At 67.0% G+C, this 20,673-nt stretch carries 19 protein-coding genes and 1 pseudogene; 16 read left to right on the forward strand and 4 right to left on the reverse strand.

The genetic code is table 11. The features are described from left to right. Nucleotides 1–1,420: hypothetical protein (locus DFQ15_RS17380; protein WP_199399817.1), on the reverse strand; the 1,420-nt coding region annotated here is incomplete at its 3' end. Between the two features lie 345 nt (nucleotides 1,421–1,765). On the opposite strand from DFQ15_RS17380, the pseudogene DFQ15_RS05575 reads away from it, so the two are divergent. Then, nucleotides 1,766–1,936, forward strand: a pseudogene (locus DFQ15_RS05575) (transposase); the annotation flags it as partial. A 35-nt stretch (nucleotides 1,937–1,971) separates the two neighbouring features. On the opposite strand, the gene DFQ15_RS17525 reads toward DFQ15_RS05575, so the two are convergent. Then, entirely contained in the window at nucleotides 1,972–3,720 is a 1,749-nt protein-coding gene (locus DFQ15_RS17525; protein ID WP_233504294.1) for a hypothetical protein, read from the reverse strand. A gap of 534 nt (nucleotides 3,721–4,254) precedes the next feature. On the opposite strand from DFQ15_RS17525, the gene DFQ15_RS05585 reads away from it, so the two are divergent. From DFQ15_RS05585 to DFQ15_RS05605, 5 genes are all read left to right on the forward strand, one after another. Beyond that, complete coding sequence (locus DFQ15_RS05585; protein WP_110465021.1) at nucleotides 4,255–4,452, forward strand: hypothetical protein; 198 nt, start codon at nucleotides 4,255–4,257, stop codon at nucleotides 4,450–4,452. A gap of 108 nt (nucleotides 4,453–4,560) precedes the next feature. Continuing rightward, nucleotides 4,561–5,352, forward strand: a complete 792-nt coding sequence (locus tag DFQ15_RS05590) for an SDR family oxidoreductase (RefSeq protein ID WP_110465022.1) — start codon at nucleotides 4,561–4,563, stop codon at nucleotides 5,350–5,352. Nucleotides 5,353–5,381: 29 nt separating this feature from the next. Then, nucleotides 5,382–5,825, forward strand: a complete 444-nt coding sequence (locus DFQ15_RS05595; protein WP_110465023.1) for a PaaI family thioesterase — start codon at nucleotides 5,382–5,384, stop codon at nucleotides 5,823–5,825. A gap of 119 nt (nucleotides 5,826–5,944) precedes the next feature. Beyond that, nucleotides 5,945–6,961 carry an NADP-dependent oxidoreductase gene (locus DFQ15_RS05600; RefSeq protein ID WP_110465024.1) on the forward strand — a complete coding sequence of 339 codons (1,017 nt, stop codon included), beginning with the start codon at nucleotides 5,945–5,947 and terminating at the stop codon, nucleotides 6,959–6,961. A gap of 47 nt (nucleotides 6,962–7,008) precedes the next feature. Then, a complete protein-coding gene (locus DFQ15_RS05605) occupies nucleotides 7,009–7,947 on the forward strand; it encodes a glutathione S-transferase family protein (RefSeq protein ID WP_110465025.1) in 939 nt (312 codons plus the stop codon). 142 nt (nucleotides 7,948–8,089) lie between these two features. Here DFQ15_RS05605 and DFQ15_RS05610 read toward each other — a convergent pair whose 3' ends face one another. Continuing rightward, nucleotides 8,090–8,728 (reverse strand): DUF2239 family protein, encoded by a 639-nt coding sequence (locus tag DFQ15_RS05610; RefSeq protein WP_324998167.1) that lies wholly within the window; start codon nucleotides 8,726–8,728, stop codon nucleotides 8,090–8,092. A gap of 805 nt (nucleotides 8,729–9,533) precedes the next feature. Here DFQ15_RS05610 and DFQ15_RS05615 point away from each other — a divergent pair. The 4 genes from DFQ15_RS05615 (at nucleotide 9,534) to DFQ15_RS05630 (ending at nucleotide 14,846) form a co-directional block, all read left to right on the forward strand. Then, complete coding sequence (locus DFQ15_RS05615) at nucleotides 9,534–11,954, forward strand: Tex family protein (RefSeq protein ID WP_110465026.1); 2,421 nt, start codon at nucleotides 9,534–9,536, stop codon at nucleotides 11,952–11,954. 84 nt (nucleotides 11,955–12,038) lie between these two features. Next, complete coding sequence (locus DFQ15_RS05620; protein ID WP_110465027.1) at nucleotides 12,039–12,863, forward strand: HDOD domain-containing protein; 825 nt, start codon at nucleotides 12,039–12,041, stop codon at nucleotides 12,861–12,863. A gap of 97 nt (nucleotides 12,864–12,960) precedes the next feature. Next, a complete protein-coding gene (locus tag DFQ15_RS05625) occupies nucleotides 12,961–13,929 on the forward strand; it encodes an alpha/beta hydrolase (RefSeq protein ID WP_233504295.1) in 969 nt (322 codons plus the stop codon). Continuing rightward, complete coding sequence (locus DFQ15_RS05630) at nucleotides 13,926–14,846, forward strand: YbgC/FadM family acyl-CoA thioesterase (RefSeq protein WP_233504296.1); 921 nt, start codon at nucleotides 13,926–13,928, stop codon at nucleotides 14,844–14,846. Before DFQ15_RS05625 ends, DFQ15_RS05630 begins: the two co-directional genes overlap by 4 nt. Here the strand turns inward: DFQ15_RS05630 and ygfZ are convergent. Further along, the gene (gene ygfZ / locus DFQ15_RS05635) at nucleotides 14,822–15,748 is read right to left on the reverse strand and encodes a CAF17-like 4Fe-4S cluster assembly/insertion protein YgfZ (protein ID WP_110465029.1); all 927 of its coding nucleotides are present in this window, start codon (nucleotides 15,746–15,748) and stop codon (nucleotides 14,822–14,824) included. The genes DFQ15_RS05630 and ygfZ overlap by 25 nt on opposite strands. A gap of 73 nt (nucleotides 15,749–15,821) precedes the next feature. Here ygfZ and mltG point away from each other — a divergent pair, with 73 nt between their 5' ends. The 6 genes from mltG to DFQ15_RS05665 all read left to right on the forward strand — a co-directional run bounded on the left by mltG (nucleotide 15,822) and on the right by DFQ15_RS05665 (nucleotide 20,517). Continuing rightward, the gene (gene mltG, locus DFQ15_RS05640; RefSeq protein ID WP_110465046.1) at nucleotides 15,822–16,787 is read left to right on the forward strand and encodes an endolytic transglycosylase MltG; all 966 of its coding nucleotides are present in this window, start codon (nucleotides 15,822–15,824) and stop codon (nucleotides 16,785–16,787) included. Nucleotides 16,788–16,794: 7 nt separating this feature from the next. Then, nucleotides 16,795–17,451 (forward strand): dTMP kinase, encoded by a 657-nt coding sequence (gene tmk, locus DFQ15_RS05645; RefSeq protein ID WP_110465030.1) that lies wholly within the window; start codon nucleotides 16,795–16,797, stop codon nucleotides 17,449–17,451. After that, nucleotides 17,448–18,464 (forward strand): DNA polymerase III subunit delta', encoded by a 1,017-nt coding sequence (locus tag DFQ15_RS05650; protein WP_110465031.1) that lies wholly within the window; start codon nucleotides 17,448–17,450, stop codon nucleotides 18,462–18,464. Before tmk ends, DFQ15_RS05650 begins: the two co-directional genes overlap by 4 nt. Then, entirely contained in the window at nucleotides 18,461–18,829 is a 369-nt protein-coding gene (locus tag DFQ15_RS05655; protein WP_110465032.1) for a PilZ domain-containing protein, read from the forward strand. The genes DFQ15_RS05650 and DFQ15_RS05655 overlap by 4 nt, the downstream gene beginning before the upstream one ends. A 135-nt stretch (nucleotides 18,830–18,964) precedes the next feature. Further along, nucleotides 18,965–19,771 (forward strand): TatD family hydrolase, encoded by an 807-nt coding sequence (locus tag DFQ15_RS05660; protein ID WP_110465033.1) that lies wholly within the window; start codon nucleotides 18,965–18,967, stop codon nucleotides 19,769–19,771. After that, a complete protein-coding gene (locus tag DFQ15_RS05665) occupies nucleotides 19,768–20,517 on the forward strand; it encodes an ankyrin repeat domain-containing protein (RefSeq protein WP_233504297.1) in 750 nt (249 codons plus the stop codon). Before DFQ15_RS05660 ends, DFQ15_RS05665 begins: the two co-directional genes overlap by 4 nt. Nucleotides 20,518–20,673: the final 156 nt, after the last annotated feature.

Below are 20,673 nucleotides of genomic sequence, written 5' to 3' on the forward strand. Positions count from 1 at the left end.
GGTTCACGGACCCCCGGGACGCGGACAACTCCGCTGCGCTCCGAGGCCCGAGCCGAAGCATTTGCGGGGCCGTGTGACCGAGGCCGGTAACGCGAGAGGGGTTGTTGACGGAATCCCCATGGGAATCGCCGACCATATGGCGTGCCAAACGCAATGTCGTTTTCATGGTTTCGACAAAGTTCGCATTACTGCCATACGTGTAGAAATCCAATTCGGTATCCAAACTTCTATCTCCGCTTTGGAGACGGGATGCCAGGGATGTGGAGGCGCGCCCCGTCCGTTGCATCCAAGCGCAGAACGAACGCAATGCGCTTGCTCGAACGGCGGCTCCGTCGTCTTTTCCGCGACGGTTGACCTTCCCTCCATATCCCTGCTCCCTCAACCACGCGGCAAATTTTTCGCTCAGCAGAATATCTTCCACGGGAATTGTACGGGTGTCGTTCTTGTGTTGATATACCTTGGTTCCTGTGCGGTCGAAATTTCTCAGATGCTTCAGCGCCGGAATCAGACTGTTGCGACCATTTTTTCCCGAACTGAAAATTTTGGCCTGCTCTGTCAAATACTTGGAATGCAACTTACCTTCGTCGCATAACCCGGGCTCGCCTTTCTCATGGAGCCATGAGCTGAATAGTTTCAGCTTGTTCCTGTAGGTTATGGAAGTTCTGTCCGTTTCGGAGAAAGCTTCGCATATCAGCCAATCATCTTCATCTGGAATTTGAAGAGGTTTTCTATCTAGGCGCGGGATCTGTACCGAGTCATTTGTGACGGACTGCCTAATATGGTCCAGTATCGCTAGTGGAATATACCATTTTTGCGTTTGCATTACGAACTGTTTGAGGTCGTTCGCTAATTCGTCCTCGAACAAGCGGGCATGCAACCCTGGTTTGTCATTTTGCCTGAGCCAGGCGCTGAATTTAGTCAAAGCCCTGCTATAAATTGATGCGGTGCTCAGGTTGCTTCCACCAGCCTCGGCATTTAACTGAAACCTGGTGATGAGCCATGCGTCCTCCGGATAAGGTATTTCACCGATCGCCCGTCTGGCTCGTGCAGGCAGGGCGTGCTGGGCGCTCGGTGCCTCTTGCACCCGAGCCTGCAACTCTGAGGAAGAATGGTCACGCGACCTAACTTCAATAGGGGCCTGCTCCGAAACCACCTGCCGCCTGCGCCGCGAGGGCCGCGGTGCATCGAAACGCGGAAAGTTCGCAGAGCTGCGGTGAATGCTGGGAGATGGTAAATATACAGACTCGATGACCGTCGGCGTCGGAATGGTCGTTCCGAGGGCGAGACGGGTCTCTTCAGGGCGGCCATCGCCCTGCGGCCTCGTGGGCAGGCCGGCCAGTGGGCCCGCGGCGGGCGCGGTGCCGCTTTGTTGCGATAAGACCGCATTTTGCGCTTCTTGAAGTCTGTCGGAGTCGCTCAAGTCGTGCGTCCACGCGGTACCAGTAGCGAATGGATAAAGATCTTTCATCTCATGCCTCGATGGTATTCTGACTGTGAATTTCCAACTCCGATCCTTCCATGCTTTGAAGGAAAAATCTACCTGCGGGGGCGGGCCGTATCTTTTTATTTCGTATGCCAGCCCATTATTTCGGTTTGCTGGAACGGTAAATTTCAAACTGCAACGGTGAGTGACCCGGCGCGCCACCGAGCCTGATAATGGTGAGTTATGCCTGTTTGAGGCTGTAGGCGTCGGTTCTTCGGTAAACCGTAACATCCTCCTCGCCTGAATCCTCGTTGCGACGGGGCGCACGCTGTGGAAGTCTCTATTGGCCGCCATCGCTGGGTGGTTGAGCGCACGCACGCCTGGCTGGCAGCTTTCGGCGAGCTGCGCATTCGCTTCGAGCGTCGCATCGACATTCATGTCGCCTCGCTCTCGCTGGCGCCTGTTGCGGCCTGTTGCGTTATCTGCCTGCGGTCCATCCCGTCGTTTTGTTAGCCACTCTAATACCATCCTCGTTTGCACGCGCTTGCTCAGCCGCCCCGAATGTGGGGATAGAGGAAGAGTTGAGACTCGCCCCACGCGTTGCTCGTACCTGGATTGGCGACGACCCGATATTCCAGGTCACGGATGCGAACGATCTGCTGATCGTGAACCCCTCGCTGCACCAACCATGGAGGAGCAGGCTGTGCACCATGTTGCCAGCCGGACCCCGTGTCGCCCTCGTCGAAGGTAGGTACAGACGCCCGCGAACTGGCCATGTGCCATGGTCCTGTTGCTTCTTGATTCAGGGCATCCCAATACGATTCCCGGCCCCCATCGGGGTGCCCGGAGTCGAGCGATTCCAAGTCACCAAAAGTCGAACTCGATACCTCGGGTAGTTCTGACCATGAGCCTTGAGGTGCGTCGGGCCAGCCCCCCCGAGGAGTGGGCGGAAACATGGACGAATAGGAGGATCCGGCCGGCGTGGCAGGGTACCGGTTCACGGATGCGGACGGCTCTGCAGCACCCCGACTCTCGGGCCGAGACAGATGCAGGCCCATTTGACCGAGGCCGGTAAAGCTGCAGAGGTAGTTGGCGGAATCCGCATGGGAATCGGCGACCATTTGGCGTGCTCGGCGCAGTACCACTTTCATCGTCCGGGCAAAGCCCGCGGTCATCGAATGGGTGTAGAGATCCAAGTCGACCTCTAAACTTCTGTCTCCGCTTTGAATACGGGACGCCAGGGAGGCAGAGGACGGGCTCTCATGTTGCAGCCAAGCGCTGAAAGAACGAAAGGAGCTTGCGCGAGAGGCGGCTGAGTCGCGACGGCAGGGCTTTCCTCCATATCCCTGTTCTCTCAACCACACTTCATATTTCTCGCTGAACAGGCGATCGTCGGCGGGAATGGCACGGGTGTCGCGCTTGGTTGCATACACCGGGTTTTCTCCGCAGTCATAGCGTCGCAGATGCTTCAGCGCCGAAATCAGACATTCGCGATTCGGTACTTCCTGGATGTAAGTTCTGGCCTGCGCCGTCAGACGGTCGGAGTGCAGGTTATCTTTTTCGCATAACCCCGGCTCGCCTTTTTCCTGGAGCCATGTGCTGAATTGTTTCAATAAGATTTTGTAATTTTTGGAAGTTTGGTCATTTTTGGGGAAAGCCTCGCAGAGGAGCCAATTATCTTCATTTGGAATTTGAAGATGTTTTTGCTCGATATTCGGGATTTTCACCATGCCACTCGTCTCCGATTGCCTGAGATGGCATAGTAATGATGTTGTGAACCGCCATTTTTCCGTCCGCCTCGTGAATTCCCTAAGGTCGTTAGTCAATTCTTCATCGAATAACCGGCCATTTATGCCTGGCATGTCATTTTTCCTCAGCCAGGCGCTAAATCTAGTCAAATTTTTACTGTAAATTAATATGGTGTTCTTGTTGCTCCCACTCGCGTGGGCGTTTGCACTGAATCTTTCGATGATCCCTGCGTCTTCTGGATAGGGTTCGGCCGCCATTTTACTGAGCGCCTGCTCCGTCTGCTCCGAAACCACCTGCCGCCTGCGCCGCGAGGGCCGCGGTGCATCGCAACGCGGAACGCTGGGGGTTGGTAAATTCATAGACTCGAGGATCGGCAGCGTCGGCATGGTCGGCATGGTCGTTCCGAGGGAGAGGCGGGTCTCCTCAGGGCGGGCATCGCCCCGCGGTCTCGTAGGCAGCCCGGCCAGTGGGCCCGCGGCGGGCGCGGTGCCGCTTGGTTGCGATACGCCCGCATTTTGCGCTTCCTGAAGTCTGTCGGACTCGTTCAAGTCGTGCGTCCACGCGGTATTAGTAGCGAATGGATAAAGATCTTTCATCTCATGCCTCGATAGTATTCTGAATGTGAATTTCCAACTCCGATCCTTTCATGCTTTGAAGTAAAAATCTACCTGCGGGGGCGGGCCGGATCTTTTTATTTCGGATGCCGGCCCATTATTTCGGTTTGCTGGAACGGTTAATTTTAAACTGCAACCGTGAGTGACCCGGCACGCCACCGAGCCTGATAATAGTGAGTTATGCCCGTTCAGGGTGCGTAGGCATTGGTCCTTCGGTGAACCGTGACATCCTCCTCGCCCGAATCCTCGCTGCAACGGGCGCACGCTGTGGAAGTCTCTACTTACTAAGGGCGCTGTTTTTGTGGAGCACCGGGCGCTGCGTCGGCGGCGCGAAAGCGGCGGGCCAGCCGGGCGGTGCTTCTATCATGACGAGGTGCCCGCGATCGGCGGCAGGATGCAGGGGGTGCGCGACTGCGGCAACACCTTCCTTCCCCAACCCAAGACGCCTTCTAAACTCCCGTTCTTCGCATGACCACTCCCATCCGCATCAAACGCATCGAAAACCTCGTCTGGATCCTGATTTACGGGGGGCTGTTCAGCATGTTGGCCGGCGCCATCGCGCACGACAGTTACGGCACGACGGGCAAGACGCTGGTGGTGCTGGGCGGGATCGCGGCCGCCGCGGGCGTGGTGCTGATCTACGTCCGCTCTAAGATGGGCGACTAGGCGCGATCGGCAACCGCTATCACCGGCGGGACTCGCGGCGGCAGGTCGTCTAACCACAATCGTTGGACCCATTCACACGGACAGACGCCGCACCGACGGGAGACACGGATGACACGCACGGTTCAACAACTCTTCGACCTCACCGGTCGCAACGCCCTGGTGACCGGCGGCTCGCGCGGGCTGGGCCTGCAACTGGCGCGGGCGTTGGGCGAGGCCGGTGCGCGGGTGATGCTCAGTTCGCGCAAGGCGGACGACCTGGAAGAGGCCGTCGCCACGCTGCAGGCCGAGGGCATCGACGCCCGCTGGACCGCCGCCGACTGCGCCCGGGCGGAAGACGTGAATCGTCTCGTCGGCGAGACGATGCAGCGCATGGGCGAGATCGACATCCTGGTCAACAACGCCGGCGCCACCTGGGGTGCCCCGGCCGAGGACCATCCGGTCGAGGCCTGGGACAGGGTGATGAACCTGAACGTGCGCGGCTACTTCCTGCTGGCCCAGCAGGTGGGCCGCAGCAGCATGATCCCGCGGCGCACCGGCAGCATCGTCAACGTGGCCTCGATCGCCGGCCTGGGCGGCAACCCGGCCGCGATGCAGACCATCGCCTACAACACCTCCAAGGGCGCGGTGATCAACTTCACCCGCACCCTGGGCGCCGAATGGGGCCGCCACAACATCCGGGTCAACGCGATCTGCCCCGGCTTCTTCCCCAGCAAGATGAGCAGCGGCCTGATCGCCGCGATGGGCGAAGAGAAGATGGCCGCGCACGCGCCGCTGGGCCGCCTGGGCGACGACGAGGACCTGAAGGGCCTGTGCCTGCTCTACGCATCCGACGCCGGCAAGCACATCACCGGCCAGTGGCTGGCGGTGGACGGCGGCGTCAGCGCGGTGACTGCGGGATGATGGCGGTTTTTTCACCCGGACCTTCGCCCATGCCTTCCGAGAACGACCTGATCGACCGCTGGAACCAGAGCAGCATTCCCTTCGCCAAACACCTGGGCTTCAGCCTGCACAGGATCGCCGACGGCGCATCCGAGCTGCACTTCACCGCGACGCCCGAGCACCTCAACACCCACGGCGTGACCCACGGCGGCGCCTCGATGGCGCTGCTCGACGTGACGATGGCCGCGGCAGCCCGCAGCGTCGATTTCGAAATGGGCGTGGTCACCATCGAGATGAAGACCAGCTTCATGCAGCCGGCCGTCGGCCCGCTGGTGGCCCGTGGCCGGCTGATCCACCGCACCGTCACCGTGGCCTTCGTCGAGGCGACCATCACCGATGCGGCGGGCGAGCCCTGCGCCCATGCCACCGGCACTTTCAAGTACGTGCGCCGCCGCCTGCCAATGACGGCGGGCGAGGGCATCTCGACCGATTGAGCGTCGCAGGCGCCCATCGCAGGAATTCAGAAGAAAAGTAGCTGCAGCCGGCGCCACACGCCGACTACCAGCTATAAATTTAATAGCAAAGGCCCACGGGCCACATCCGGAGCACACCCATGACCCAGAACCGCCAGATCCTGCTCGACAACCGGCCCGAGGGCGAGGCCACCGCCGGCAACTTCCGCATGGCCACCGCCGAGACGCCCCCGCTGCAGGACGGCCAGGTGCTGGTGCGCCACCACTACCTGAGCCTCGACCCGTACATGCGCGGCCGGATGAACGACGGCAAGAGCTACGCGGCCAGCCAGCCGCTCGGCGAAGTGATGATCGGCGGCACGGTGGGCGAGGTGGTCGAGAGCCGCAACCCCAGGTTCGCCGCCGGCGACAAGGTGGTCGGCATGGGCGGCTGGCAGGAGTACAGCGTCGTCGACGCGGGCCAGCCCGGCGCGCTGCGCAAGGTCGACACCACCCACGTGCCGCTGTCGCACTACCTGGGCGCGGTCGGCATGCCGGGCGTCACTGCCTGGTACGGGCTGGTGAAGATCATCGCGCCCAAGGCGGGCGAGACGGTGGTGGTGAGCGCCGCCACCGGCGCGGTGGGCAGCGCCTACGGAGCGCTGGCCAAGGCCCGCGGCTGCCGGGTGGTCGGCATCGCCGGCGGCCCCGAGAAATGCAGGTACGCCACCGAAGAGCTGGGCTTCGACGCCTGCATCGACCACCGCGAACACGGCGACCTGAAGGCCATGTCGAAGGCGCTGAAGGAAGCCTGCCCGGACGGCATCGACGGCTACTTCGAGAACGTCGGCGGCTACATCCTCGATGCGGTGCTGCTGCGGGCCAACGCCTTCGCCCGCATCGCCGTCTGCGGCATGATCGCCGGCTACGACGGCAAGCCTCTGCCGCTGCAGAACCCGGCGCTGATCCTGGTCAACCGGATGAAGGTGCAGGGCTTCATCGTCAGCGAGCACATGGAGATCTGGCCCGAGGCGCTGAAGGAGCTGGGCGAGCTGGTCGGCTCCGGCAAGCTGCGCCCGCGCGAGACGGTGGCCGAGGGCCTGGAAGCGGCGCCGGAGGCCTTCCTGGGCCTGCTCAAGGGCCGCAACTTCGGCAAGCAGCTGATCAAGCTGGTCTGAACACCGGGCCTGCGGGCCCTTCGCCCCCTATCCCCGAGGAACGCACGATGCCCGACCTGATCCTGCACCACTACCCCACCTCGCCGTTCTCCGAAAAAGTGCGCCTGGTGCTCGGCTACAAGCAGTTGCCCTGGCACTCGGTGCTGATCCCGGCCATCGCGCCCAAGCCGGACCTGACCGCGCTCACCGGCGGCTACCGCCGCACGCCGGTGTTGCAGGTGGGCGCCGACATCTATTGCGACACCGCGCTGATCTGCGACGTGCTGGAGCACCGGGCCCCCACGCCCACGCTCTATCCCGAGCCCGAGAAGGGCATCGCCCGCACCCTGGCGCAATGGGCCGACAGCACGCTGTTCTGGGCCGCGATGGCCTGGAACCTGCAGCCCAAGGGGGCCGAGCAGATGTTCGCCCAGGCACCGCCCGAGGCGGCCAAGGCCTTCGCCGCCGACCGCGCCGCGATGTCGGGCACCGGCATGACCCGGCTGCGCCCGGCCGACGCCGCGGCAGCCTACAAGTCTTACCTGCGGCGCTTGTCCGACATGCTCGACGACCGGCCGTTCCTGCTGGGTGCCGTGCCCTGCATCACCGACTTCGCGGCCTACCATCCGCTGTGGTTCACCCGCACCCGGGTGCCGGCGGTGGCCGGCATCTTCGACCTGACGCCGGCGGTGGTCGACTGGATGGACCGGGTCGCCATGATCGGCCACGGCAGCATGGCCACGCTGGACGCGGCCGCGGCGATCGCCCAGGCGGCGGCGGCCACCCCGCTGCCGGTACAGGGCGAGGTGTTCCAGGACGAGCACGGCATTGCGCTCGGCACCCAGGTCACCGTGGCGGCCGAGACCTTCGGCCCCGAGACGACACAGGGCGCACTGGTGGCGGCCACCCGCATGCACTACACCCTGCGCCGCGAGGACGCGCGGGCCGGCACGGTGCATGTGCATTTCCCGCGCATCGGCTACGTGCTGCGCCAGGCCGGCGCATGAGAACAGGGACGATCTGAAGTTCGCACGGCCGCCTGACGGGCGGTACGTCCGTGGCCTGCAGCCACGACCCGATGAGCGGCCAAAAAAATAGCCGTTGTTCCCGTGGATCAACGGCCAGGAGCTATGGAAAAGATAGCGTATGCTAGGGTGCCAGTCTCTCCGCCCATGCGCCGGAGGCGCGTGCCCGGGCATATTCGCGGACATCTTCCGGCCAGGCGCTGGTGGACATGTCGAAACGCTTGCGGTCACCCACGAACAGGGCCCGCAGCGCGTCTTCGTAGCCGGGCAGATCGCTGGCGATGGCGGATACGAAGCGGTATGCCACTTCCTGGCCGGCGCGGGCGCCGTCTTCCTGGGCGTAGCCCTGGCGGGCTTCCACGACAAGCCGGCGGATCGCGACCGAGGCACCGCCGGGTTGGCGCGACAGCCACTCCCAATGCTCGGGCAGCAGGGTCACCTCGCGTGCCACCACGCCGAGGCGGGGACGGCCGCGCGGTCGCGGCGGAGGGGCGGAAACGGCTTCCTTGGGCGAGGACTCCGACGCATCGGCCTGGAGCGCCAGATCCTCGGCGCTGTCGAGGTCGAGGCAGCGGCCGGAACGGTCGTCGAAGACCATGAAAGGTCCGGCGACATGCTTCAACGCTTCGGCAACCGATGCACGGGTTCCGCTGGCCACCAACAAGGTGCCTACGAAAGCGGTGCAGTGGTCATTAAGTGGCGTTGAAGGGTCCGGGGCTGAAAAAGGAGCGGAGGGCGGAACGGCGGGCATCTCGACGGACATGGAGGTTATTTGCAAATATACGCATCAGAAACAAATTCAGATGCATGCACACCGTTCACATCGCCCGGGGCGTACGCCACGGAGAAACTATTGGACTGGAGGCAGGCACAGGATGCTGCTGGAAACATAGACTTGAAAGCGCCTTGCGGCAACGGAACGGTGAATTCCCTCGGGTGTTGGCCTCGATGCCGAATGCAGGCCCGATAACGCCTGAGCCGGACTTCGTTGACGTCTGCGGACCGGACCCGGATAAGGCCGGCCCGTCATAGTGGGCGCACTGTTTGCGCGAATTGCAGCCGCCTCCGACATCATCCAACACACGACGCGATTCTCCACCACCACAAGCGAGAGAAGTTTACTCCCAATAACCGCTCGTCGGAATCTTGGATGCAACATCGTACTCCGCACTGTTTTTTTGACATGCCGGGCCATTTATTTCCGCCCGGTCGGTAGGAGATGCTCCTGAAGCGGCGGTGGATCACCCGGTAAATGCCGTCTGTAACGCGCGTGGGTGACGGGCATCGGCGATGCCCTGGCTGCGCATGTTCGGTAGACCGTTGCCGTTGCCGTGGCGGACCCGCACCCCGGGCCGCGTCGGCCGCTCGCGACCGGCCCAGGTCGCCGATGCCGTCCTGCGGTCGAAAATGCGGCGTAAAAGTGCCTCCAGCCGTTGACTATCGACGGGCATCAGCTACTTTTTATATAGCACTCGGCACGCTGACGGAGGCCGGGAGCATATGGCACACTCGCCCGCTTTCGCCCACCCCCCCCACCCGCCGGCCCTCCCGGGGCCGCGTGCCGAGACATGCCGAACATCCTCCGCCAGATCGCCTCCGAAGTCCGTGTGACCGAGCAGCAGGTGCGCACCGCCGTCGAACTGCTCGACGGCGGCGCCACCGTGCCCTTCATCGCCCGCTACCGCAAGGAGGCGACCGGCGGCCTGGACGATATCCAGATGCGCGAGATCGAGGCGCGCCTGTCCTACCTGCGGGAGCTGGAAGAGCGGCGCGCGGCGGTGGCGAAGGCGATCGACGATCAGGGCAAGCTGACCGACGCGCTGCGCTACGCGATCGCCGCCGCGCCCACCAAGCAGGAGCTGGAAGACCTGTACCTGCCCTTCAAGCAGAAGCGCCGCACCAAGGGCCAGATCGCCCGCGAGTTCGGCATCGAGCCGCTGGCCGACAGGCTCTTCGCCGACCCGACGCTCGACCCGGCCGCGGAAGCCGCCGCCTTCGTCCGGCCCGCCGAGGTGCTCGACGACGGCAAGCCCGGCGCCGATTTCTCCACCGTGCCCGCGGTGCTCGACGGCGTGCGCGACATCCTGTCGGAGCGCTGGGCCGAGGACGCGGTGCTGGTGCAGCGGCTGCGCGAGTGGCTCTGGGCCGAGGGCCTGCTGCAGAGCAAGAAGGTCGATACCAAGAACGAGAACGACCCCGACGTGGCCAAGTTCCGCGACTACTTCGACTACGACGAGCCGATCGGCCGGGTGCCCTCGCACCGGGCGCTGGCCGTATTCCGCGGCCGGGCGCTCGAAATCCTGGAGGTGAAGCTGTTGCAGCCCGAGGCGCCCGGCGTGGCCGCGCCGGCCCCGGGCACACGCGCCTCGGCCGTGCCGACGCTCGCCGAGGGCCGCATCGCCCTGCACCTGGGCTGGAGCCACGCCGGTCGCCCCGCCGACGACCTGCTGCGCAAGTGCGTCGGCTGGACCTGGCGGGTGAAGCTGGGCCTGTCGACCGAGCGCGACCTGTTCGCCCGGCTGCGGGAAGACGCGGAGAAGGTCGCGATCAAGGTCTTCGCCGACAACCTGCGCGACCTGCTGCTGGCGGCGCCCGCCGGCCCCCGCACGGTGATGGGCCTGGACCCGGGCATCCGCAACGGGGTGAAGGTGGCGGTGGTGGATGCCACCGGCAAGCTGGTCGAGACGGCCACCGTCTATCCGCACGAGCCGCGCAAGGACTGGGACGGCTCGCTCCACACCCTGGGCCGCCTGTGCGGGAAGCACGGCGTGAATCTGATCGCGATCGGCAACGGCACCGCCAGCCGCGAAACCGACAAGCTGGCCGCCGACCTGATCAAGTTGCTGTCGAAAGGGGCTGCAGCCGGCGCGGAGACAAGACCTCTTGCTATCGAAAAAGTAGTGGTCAGCGAGGCCGGCGCGTCGGTCTACTCGGCCAGCGAATTCGCCAGCCAGGAAATGCCCGATGTGGACGTGAGCCTGCGCGGCGCCGCCAGCATAGCCCGGCGGCTGCAGGACCCGCTGGCCGAGCTGGTCAAGATCGACCCGAAGAGCATCGGCGTGGGCCAGTACCAGCACGACGTCAACCAGAGCGAGCTGGCCCGCACGCTGGAGGCGGTGGTGGAGGACTGCGTGAACGCGGTGGGCGTCGACCTCAACACCGCCAGCGCGCCGCTGCTGGCGCGCGTCTCGGGTCTGTCGGGGACGGTGGCGAAATCGGTAGTGCGCTGGCGCGAGAGCAACGGCGCCTTCAAGAACCGGCAGCAGCTGCTGGCGGTGACCGGCCTGGGCGCCAAGACCTTCGAGCAGAGCGCCGGCTTCCTGCGCATCCGCGGCGGCGACAACCCGCTCGACATGACCGGCGTGCATCCCGAGACCTATCCGGTGGTCGAGCGCATCATCGCCCGGGTGCGGCAGCCGGTGGCCGCCGTCATGGGCCGGGCCGACCTGCTGAAAACGTTGAAGCCCGAACTCTTCGCCGACGAGCGCTTCGGCGTGATCACCGTGCGGGACATCCTGGGCGAGCTGGAGAAGCCGGGGCGCGACCCGCGGCCCGATTTCAAGGTTGCCCGCTTCAACGACGGGGTGGAGGACATCGCCGACCTGCGCGAGGGGATGGTGCTGGAGGGCACGGTGAGCAACGTCGCCCAGTTCGGCGCCTTCGTCGACCTGGGGGTGCACCAGGACGGGCTGGTGCACGTCAGCCAGCTGAGCCACAAGTTCGTCAACGACGCGCGCGAGGTGGTCAAGACCGGCGACATCGTCCGGGTGCGGGTGGTCGAGGTGGACGTGGCCCGCAAGCGGATCGCGCTGTCGATGAAGCTCGACGCGCCGCCCGCCCAGCGCGGCGGCGACGACCGCCGCGCCCGCGACAACCGCTACGAGGCGCCGCCCCGCGGCGGCCAGGCGCGCCGCGCCCCGGAGCCGGCTGCGGCCAGCGCCATGGCATCGGCATTCGCCAAGCTCCAACCCCGGGAATCCCAAAAGTAACATAATGCAAGCAGACGTTCCGCCTGCGTTTCGACGGGGCCGGTAGACCACCGGGCATCCGCAACAAGAGACAAAACTGCATTCATGGAGTTGACCAAGCTGCTTGCCACCCCCGCCGCGCTGCCCAGCATCCCTCGGGTAGTGGCCCTGTTGATGAGCGAGCTGGACCGCGAGGAGCCCGACCTGCGCAAGGTCAGCCAGCTGATCAACACCGACCCGGGGCTCACCGCCCGGGTGCTGCAGTTGGCCAACTCGGCATTCTTCCAGCTGTCACAGCGGATCGGCGGCGTGTCGGAGGCGCTCGCGATCCTGGGGCTGATGCATGTGCGCTCCCTGGTCAACGCCGCCTCGATCAGCGGGGCCTTCCGCGCGGTGCCCGGCATCAGCATGCAGCAGTTCTGGCGCTACAGCCTGGATGTGGCGAAGATCTCGCGCTCGCTCGGCGGCGTGGTGCACCTGAACCAGGGCACGGCCTTCACCTCCGGCCTGATCCACGCGGTGGGCGAACTGGTGATGCACTTGGGCATGCCCGAGCAGATGGCCCACGTCAACGCGACCCTGCCGGTGCTTGACCCGCGCCGCGCCCGGCTGGAGCACCGGCTCTTCGGCTACAGCTATGCGGAAGTCGGCGCCGGCCTGGCTCGCACCTGGCAGTTCCCGCAGCAGATCGTCGATGCGCTGCAGCACCAGCAGGCGCCCTTCGAGAACGAGGTCTACGAGCCGCTCGCCGGCGTGATCCACCTCGCCACCTGGCGCGCCCGGGCCCGCGAGTCGCAGCTCGACGACAGGGAGCTGGCCGTCACCTTCCCCGACGTGGTCGGTCTGGCGCTGGACCTGGACATCGACGCGGTGCTGCAGCAGGACCCGATCGACTGGACCAGCCGGTTCGATGCCGGCCCGTTTTCCTGATCCGGCAGGCCGCGCGGGCGGCCCGCGGCCGAGTGCCGCGGCACCACGCGCACCGCGACCGACGCGGCGCCCCGCGCCGCATGGGCATACTTTCGGCATGCAGACGCTTTATCCCTTCGCCCTGACGCCCGCCATGCAGAGCGTGGTGAACCGCATCGCCCGCGCCGGCCATCCGCCTCTGCACACCCTGTCGCCCCGGCAGGCGCGTGCCGCCTACGCCGCCGGTGCCGAGGTGCTGGAGGTGCCGCGCGCGCCGCTGGCCAGGGTGGAGGAATTCCGGATCGCCGCGCGCGACGGCCATCCGCTGCCGGCGCGGCTCTATGCGGCAGGGCAGGACACTTCGCCCCTGCCGGCCCTGCTGTACCTGCACGGCGGCGGCTTCACCATCGGCGGCATCGGAACTCACGACGTGCTGTGCCGCGAGCTGGCCCGGCTGTCGGGTTGCGCCGTCGTGTCGCTCGACTACCGACTGGCGCCGGAGCACCGCTTTCCCACCGCGCACGACGATGCCTGGGACGCGCTGGCCTGGCTGCACGGCCAGGGCGGCGCGCGGGGCCTCGACACGGCGCGCCTCGCCGTCGGCGGCGACAGCGCCGGCGGCACCCTGGCCGCGGCCTGCGCCCTGCAGGCGCGCGACGCCGGCCTGCCGCTGGCGCTGCAGATGCTGTTCTACCCCGGCTGCGCGCCCCGGCAGGACACGGCCTCGCACCTCCGGTTCGCCGACGATCCGCTGATCGATGCCACCCAGATCGACTGGTTCTCCCACAACTACCTGCGCAGCGACGCCGACCGAGACGACTGGCGCTTCGCCCCGCTGCTCGCGCCCGACGTGGACGGCGTCGCCCCCGCGTGGTTCGGCCTGGCCGAATGCGATCCGCTGGTGGACGAGGGCCTGGCCTATGCCGACCGGCTGCGCGCCGCGGGCGTGCCGGTCGACCTGGAGCTGTGGCACGGCGTGACCCACGAATTCATCAAGATGGGCCGGGCGATCCCCGAGGCCCGCCAGGCCCACGCCGCCGCGGCCGCCGCGCTGCGCCAGGCACTCGACACCGAGGTTCCCGCATGACGACCGCCCCTGTTTCCCCCCGGTCCGACGCCGACCGCCCCATGCTGCGCGACTTCCGCCTGCGGGTGCGTTGGGCGGAGGTGGACATGCAGAAGATCGTGTTCAACGCCCACTACCTGATGTATCTGGACACCGCCATGGCCGAGTACTGGCGCGCCCTGGCCCTGCCGTACGAGGCCAGCATGCAGGCCTTGGGCGGCGACCTGTACGTGAAAAAGGCGACGCTGGAGTACCACGCCTCGGCACGGTCGGACGACCTGCTGGAGGTGGCTCTGCGCTGCACGCGGGTCGGCACCAGCAGCATCGTCTTCGAGGGCGCGGTCTTCCGCGGCGACCGGTTGCTGGTGAGCGGCGAACTGGTCTACGTGTTCGCCGATCCGGCCAGCCAGACCGCGCGGCCGGTGCCCGATGCCCTGCGGGCGGTGCTGGCCGATTTCGAGGCGCGGCGTCCGGTGACCGCGCTGCGCACCGGCGGCTGGGACACGCTGGGCGAGGCGGCCGGCCGCGTCCGCACCGCGGTTTTCGTGGAAGAGCAGGGCATCGCGGCCGAGGAGGAGTGGGATGCCGAGGACGCCACCGCGGTGCATGCGGTGGTCTTCAACCGGGTCGGCGCGCCGGTCGCGACCGGCCGGCTGCTGCGGCACGCGCCGGGCGTGGGCCGCATCGGCCGGATGGCGGTCGACCGGCTGCTGCGGGGCGGCGCGCTCGGCCGGGCGGTGCTGGATGCGCTGGTGGAGCAGTCACGGCTGCGGGGAGATGCCGCCGTGGTGCTCAACTCCCAGCGCAGCGCCGAGCGCTTCTATGCAAGGGCCGGCTTCGCGCCGTTCGGAGAGCCGTTCGACGAGGTGGGCATTCCCCACATCGCCATGCGCCTCGACTTCGGCCCTCCGATTCAGATGTCCTCGGCCAGCGCGTAAGGCAGGGCCCGCAGGCTCAGCGGCATGCCGCCGGAGGGGCCGGCCCGCAATTCGCCGTCCTGCGTCGCCGCCACCTGCAGCGAGGCGATCAGGTCCCAGCCGCTGCCGTCGGGCGCGGCGGCCGCCTGCACCACCATGCCGCAGGGCTGCGATGCGTCGGACGAATGGAAGACCTCGTCGCCGACCGCCACCGCCTGCCCGGCATGCAGCAGGTAGGCGCGGCGCTTGAGGGTGCCGCGGAACTGGCTGCGCGCCACCACCTCCTGGCCCGGGTAGCAGCCCTTCTTGAAACTGACGCCGCCGACCGATTCGTAGTTGAGCATCTGCGGCACGAAGGCATCGACCACCGGCGCGGCGAGGGTCGCCACGCCGCTCATCACCTCGCCCCACTGCCACACCGCGTCCGGCAACGCCGGGCCGGCCGGCAACGGATCGCCGGCCGGCGCGATCCAGAGTGCGCGCGCCTGGCCGGCCGCGACCGGCAGGAACACGATGTTCGCGGTGCCGGAATCGATCCGGGCCCAATCGCCGTGCCGGCCCAGTGCTATCGTTTCGAGAGCATCGCCCGCCAGCCCGCGCAGGGTGAACTCGGCCGTCGCGTCGGTGAGTCGGGCCTTGGCCCGCAGCACGAACATCGACAGCCGCTTGCGCGTGGCATCGAGCAGGTCGCGGCTGCAGACCAGCAGCACCTCGCCGGGGCTGCGCACGTAGCCGACGAAGCTGGCCTGCATCCGGCCCTTGGCCGAGAGGAAGGCCGCGAGCCGCGCCTGGTCGGGCGCCAGCAGCGCGAAATCCTGGGTCAGCTGGCCCTGCAGGAACGACACGGCGTCGTCGCCCGCCACGCGGATGACGCCGAGGTGGTCGAGCGGGGCGATACCGTTGAGCAAAGAGGATGCGGTCATCGGTCCATTATCATCGTCGGTTGATTTCAACGAGGGCACCACGGTTGTGAAGGCACTGCGACGTTTGCTGGCGATGGTGGCGGTCCTGGCGTTCCTGCTGGTCGCCACGGTGTTCTGGTGGCTGCACCAGCCGCTGACGGTGCGCACGCCCACGGTGGATCTCTCGATCGAGCCGGGCCGGACGCCGCGCGGCGTGGCGCAGGACGTGGCGAACGCCGGCGTGATGGTCGATCCCCGGGTTCTGTACCTCTGGTTCCGTGTGTCGGGCCAGGACCGCCAGATCCGCGCCGGCAGCTACGAGCTGGACGGCACCACCACACCGCGCAACCTGCTGCAGAAGCTGGTGCGCGGCGACGAGGCGCTGCGCAGCGTCACCCTGGTCGAGGGCTGGAACTTCCGCCAGGTGCGCGACGCCCTGGCCAAGGCCGAACAACTGAAGCCCGACACCGCGGGCCTGACGGACGAGGCGATCATGGCCCGGCTGGAGCGCCCGGGCGTCGCCGCCGAGGGCCGCTTCTTCCCCGACACCTACACCTACGCCAAGGGTTCGAGCGACCTGGCGCTGCTGCGTCGCGCCCTGCATTCGATGGACCGCCGGCTCGACGCCGCCTGGGCCCGGCGCGCGCCCATCACCCCGCTCAAGACGCCGCAGGACGCGCTGGTGCTGGCCAGCATCGTCGAGAAGGAAACCGGCCGCGCCTCCGACCGCGCGCAGATCGCCGGCGTGTTCAGCAACCGGCTGAAGATCGGCATGCCGCTGCAGACCGACCCGGCCGTCATCTACGGCCTGGGCACCGCCTTCGACGGCAACCTGCGCAAGAAGGACCTGCAGATCGACACGCCCTGGAACACCTACACCCGCACCGGCCTGCCGCCCACGCCCATCGCGATGCCGGGCCGCGCCGCGCTGCTGGCCGCGGTGCAGCCGGAGGCCACGCAGGCGCTGTATTTCGTCTCGCGCGGCGACGGCACCAGCCAATTCAGCCCGTCGCTCGAAGAGCACAACCGTGCGGTCGACCAGTACCAGCGCAGAAAGTAGCCTTCCGATGGCGCACGGCCTCTTCATTTCGTTCGAAGGCATCGACGGTGCGGGCAAGAGTTCGCACATCGACGGCGTCGCCGACGCGTTCCGCGCGCAGGGCAGGGCGGTCACCGTCACCCGCGAGCCGGGCGGCACGCCGCTGGCCGAGAAGCTGCGCACCCTGGTGCTGCAGGACGCGATGGACCCGCTGACCGAGACGCTGCTGGTCTTCGCCGCCCGGCGCGACCACCTGCAGCGGGTGATTGAGCCGGCCCTGGCCCGCGACGAGGTGGTGTTGTGCGACCGCTTCACCGACGCCACCTTCGCCTACCAGGGCGCCGGCCGCGGCTTCGATCTGCAGGTTCTGTCGGCGCTCGAATGCTGGGTGCAGGACGGCGGCGGGGGTGCGGTGCGCCAGCCCGACATCACCCTCTGGTTCGACCTGCCGCTGGCCTTGGCCGCCGAGCGGCTGGCCGGTGCCCGGGTGCCCGACCGGTTCGAATCGCAGCCCGAGGAGTTCTTCCGCAGGGTGCGGGGCGGTTACGCGGCCCGCGCCCGGGCTGCGCCGCAGCGCTTCGTGCGGATCGACGCCGCGCTGCCGCGCGACGACGTCGCCCACCAGGTGCGGATGGCGATGGCCGCCCACGCCGGGCTGCGGATGCAGGCGGGCACGGCCGCATGAGCACCGCGGCACCGCTCGCACCGTGGCTCGGCCGCCAGTTGCGCTCGTTGCTCTCGCAGCGCGGCCACGCCCGGCTGCTGCAGGGTCCCTCGGGCCTGGGCCAGTACCCGCTGGGTCTGGCGCTGGCCCGGGCCTGGCTGTGCGATACGCCGCAAGCGGGCGGCGTGGCCTGCGGCGGCTGCGCCAGTTGCCACGCGATCGACGTGCGCACGCATGCCGACCTGCAGGTGCTGATGCCCGAGGTGCAAATGCAGGCGCTCGACTGGCCGCTGCCCGAGAAGGCCCAGGCCGAACTCGACGACAAGAAGCGCAAGCCCAGCAGGGAAATCCGGGTCGAGGCGATGCGCGAAGCGGTCGAATTCGCGCAGCGCACCGACGCCCGCGGCCGCGGCAAGGTGGTTCTGGTCTATCCGGCCGAGCAGATGAACGGCATCGCCGCCAACGCGCTGCTGAAGACGCTGGAGGAACCCACCGGCGACGTGCGCTTCGTCCTGGCCAGCGAGGCCGCCCACCAGCTGCTGCCGACGATCCGCAGCCGCTGCCAGGCCTACGGCATGGCCTGGCCGGCCGACGACGAGATGCAGGCCTGGCTGATCGAGCAGGGCGTGCCGGCGGCCGATGCGCCGGACCTGCTGCGTGCGGCCGGCGGCCGGCCCGACGACGCGCTGGATGCCCTGCGCAGCGGCCGCGACGCCCGCCGCTGGGCCCTGCTGCCGACGGCGCTGGTGCGGGGCGAGGCCGCTGTCTTGGCCGACTGGCCGGCTCGCGACGCGATCGACGCGCTGCAAAAGCTCTGCCACGACCTGATGGTGGTGCAGGCAGGCGCAGCGCCGCGGTATTTCGATGCCCGAAGCCTGCCGAAGCCGCCGCCGGCCCGGGCCCTGGCGGTCTGGGCGCAGGCGCTCAAGAAAGCGCTGCGCACCGCCGACCATCCCTTCAATGCCGGCCTGATGCACGAGGCGCTTGTGAGTACCGCGCAAAACGCCCTAAACTCGCATGCAATACCGCCATGAGCACCAACCCATCTCCTGCTTCCGCACCGCGCCCCAGCGTCGTCCAACTCGCCATCAAGGAGAAGGCCGCGCTTTATGCCGCCTACATCCCGCTGTTCACCGAGGGCGGCATCTTCATCCCCACCACCCGTGACTACCGGCTGGGCGAAGACGTCTACGTACTGCTGACCCTGCCCGACAACCCCACCCGCTACCCGGTGGCCGGCCGCGTCGCCTGGGTCACGCCGGCCCGCGCCTCGGGCAACCGCACCCAGGGCGTCGGCATACAGTTCCCGGCCGACGAAAAATCGCGGGCCCTCAAGCTCAAGATCGAAGAGATCCTCGGCGGCCACCTGGCCTCCGACCGGGCCACGCAGACGATCTGATACGCGGGGGTTGCCGCGCGGCGCGACACTCGTTGCAATGCGGAGCCCACGGCACACCGCCTGCGTTTGCTATATTTTCCATAGCTGGAAGCCGACGTGCAGCATCGGCTACGGCCACTTTTAGTTCTCGAACCGATGTTCACCGATTCGCACTGCCACCTCGCCATGCCCGAGCTGTCGGCCCGGCTGCCGGCGATCCGTCAGGCGATGGCCGATGCGCAGGTCGACCGGGCCGTGTGCATCTGCACCACGCTGGAGGAGTTTCCAGCGGTACATGCGCTCGCCACCACCTACGACAACTTCTGGGCCACCGTCGGCGTGCATCCGGACAACGAAGGCGTACAGGAGCCCTCGCTCGACGACCTGCTGCAGCGCGCCGCCCGGCCGCGGGTCGTCGCGATCGGCGAAACCGGCCTCGACTACTACGGCATGGAAGACCGCAAGGGCGGCCGCGGCATCGCCGACCTCGAATGGCAGCGCGACCGATTCCGCACCCACATCCGCGCCGCCCGGCAGAGCCGCAAGCCCCTGGTGATCCATACCCGCAGCGCCTCCGACGACACGCTGGCGATCCTGCGGGACGAGGGCGAGGACGCCACCGCCACCGCGGCCGGCGGCGTGTTCCACTGCTTCACCGAGACCGACCGGGTCGCCCGCGCGGCGCTCGATCTGGGCTTCTACATCTCGTTCTCGGGCATCGTCACCTTCAAGAACGCTCAGCATTTGCGCGACGTTGCCGCCTTCGTGCCGCTCGACCGCCTGCTGATCGAGACCGACAGCCCCTACCTCGCCCCGGTGCCATACCGCGGCAAACCCAACAACCCGTCGTACGTGCCGTTCGTCGCCCGACAGATCGCCTCGGTGCGCGGCATTCCGGTGGAGGCGGTGGCCGAGGCCACGTCCCGCAATTTCGAACGCTTGTTCCTGAAGGAAATGCCATGAGTTTCGGTTTTGTCTCGGGCGCCTGCCGCTCGGCCGCGGCCGCCGCACTGCTGATGCTGACGGGCTTCGCCTCGGCGGCGGCCTTCGACGATTACTTCGTCGCCATCAAGCGCGACGATCCGAATGCGATAACCACGCTGCTCAACCGCAACGTCGATCCCAACGCTTTGTCGCCGCAGGGCGAGGCGCCCCTGGTGCTGGCGGTCCGCGAGCAATCGAACAAGGCGGTGAAGGCGCTGCTGGCATCGCGCAAGACCAAGGTCGAGATCCGCAACAAGAAGGATGAGAGCCCGCTGATGCTGGCGGCCATCAAGGGCGATACCGATCTGGTCCGCGCGCTGCTGGTGCGCGACGCCGACGTCAACAAGCCTGGCTGGGCACCGCTGCACTACGCCGCCAGTGCCTCGACGCCGCAGCAGGCCACTATCGCCAAGCTGCTGCTCGACAACCACGCCTTCATCGACGCCGAGTCGCCCAACGGCACCACGCCGCTGATGATGGCAGCGTTCTACGGCTCGAGCGACGTGGCCCGGCTCCTGCTGGCCGAAGGCGCCGACACGGCGATGCGCAACCAGCAAGGCATGACTGCGGTGGACTTTGCACGCAAAGGCGGCCGCGAAGACCTGGCCAAGGAGATCGGTGCGGTGGCGGCCAAGGCCGCGGCAGGACAGCCGGTGCCGTCGTCGCAGCAGACATCGCCCGGATCGCAGCCATCGCAGCAGTCCCGGCCGGGTGGCGGCTGGTAAACGGAATCGGGGTGAGCAGCGGCTCGGAGGACGGTTCATACAACATCAGCTTCATACGATGGGCGGTTTCAAGCCTGAAGCGCAACACCTGCCATCCGATAAGGTCAGCAGATGTCCAAGCCCACCGCCGCAGTTCCGTACCGCCAACTCCAGCCA

Origin of the sequence: Xylophilus ampelinus, from assembly GCF_003217575.1 — a bacterium.
In the GTDB taxonomy this organism is placed as follows: Bacteria; Pseudomonadota; Gammaproteobacteria; order Burkholderiales; family Burkholderiaceae_C; genus Xylophilus; species Xylophilus ampelinus.

Coding starts and splice junctions, on each gene's coding strand:
- DFQ15_RS05590 (WP_110465022.1), top strand. CDS start 4,561: ATGACACGCACGGTTCAACAACTCTTCGACCTCACCGGTCGCAACGCC.
- DFQ15_RS05595 (WP_110465023.1), top strand. CDS start 5,382: ATGCCTTCCGAGAACGACCTGATCGACCGCTGGAACCAGAGCAGCATT.
- DFQ15_RS05605 (WP_110465025.1), top strand. CDS start 7,009: ATGCCCGACCTGATCCTGCACCACTACCCCACCTCGCCGTTCTCCGAA.
- DFQ15_RS05660 (WP_110465033.1), top strand. CDS start 18,965: ATGTTCACCGATTCGCACTGCCACCTCGCCATGCCCGAGCTGTCGGCC.
- DFQ15_RS05585 (WP_110465021.1), top strand. CDS start 4,255: ATGACCACTCCCATCCGCATCAAACGCATCGAAAACCTCGTCTGGATC.
- DFQ15_RS05655 (WP_110465032.1), top strand. CDS start 18,461: ATGAGCACCAACCCATCTCCTGCTTCCGCACCGCGCCCCAGCGTCGTC.
- DFQ15_RS05610 (WP_324998167.1), bottom strand. CDS start 8,728: ATGTCCGTCGAGATGCCCGCCGTTCCGCCCTCCGCTCCTTTTTCAGCC.
- tmk (WP_110465030.1), top strand. CDS start 16,795: ATGGCGCACGGCCTCTTCATTTCGTTCGAAGGCATCGACGGTGCGGGC.
- DFQ15_RS05600 (WP_110465024.1), top strand. CDS start 5,945: ATGACCCAGAACCGCCAGATCCTGCTCGACAACCGGCCCGAGGGCGAG.
- DFQ15_RS05625 (WP_233504295.1), top strand. CDS start 12,961: ATGCAGACGCTTTATCCCTTCGCCCTGACGCCCGCCATGCAGAGCGTG.
- DFQ15_RS05665 (WP_233504297.1), top strand. CDS start 19,768: ATGAGTTTCGGTTTTGTCTCGGGCGCCTGCCGCTCGGCCGCGGCCGCC.
- DFQ15_RS05620 (WP_110465027.1), top strand. CDS start 12,039: ATGGAGTTGACCAAGCTGCTTGCCACCCCCGCCGCGCTGCCCAGCATC.
- DFQ15_RS05650 (WP_110465031.1), top strand. CDS start 17,448: ATGAGCACCGCGGCACCGCTCGCACCGTGGCTCGGCCGCCAGTTGCGC.
- mltG (WP_110465046.1), top strand. CDS start 15,822: ATGGTGGCGGTCCTGGCGTTCCTGCTGGTCGCCACGGTGTTCTGGTGG.
- DFQ15_RS05615 (WP_110465026.1), top strand. CDS start 9,534: ATGCCGAACATCCTCCGCCAGATCGCCTCCGAAGTCCGTGTGACCGAG.
- ygfZ (WP_110465029.1), bottom strand. CDS start 15,748: ATGACCGCATCCTCTTTGCTCAACGGTATCGCCCCGCTCGACCACCTC.
- DFQ15_RS05630 (WP_233504296.1), top strand. CDS start 13,926: ATGACGACCGCCCCTGTTTCCCCCCGGTCCGACGCCGACCGCCCCATG.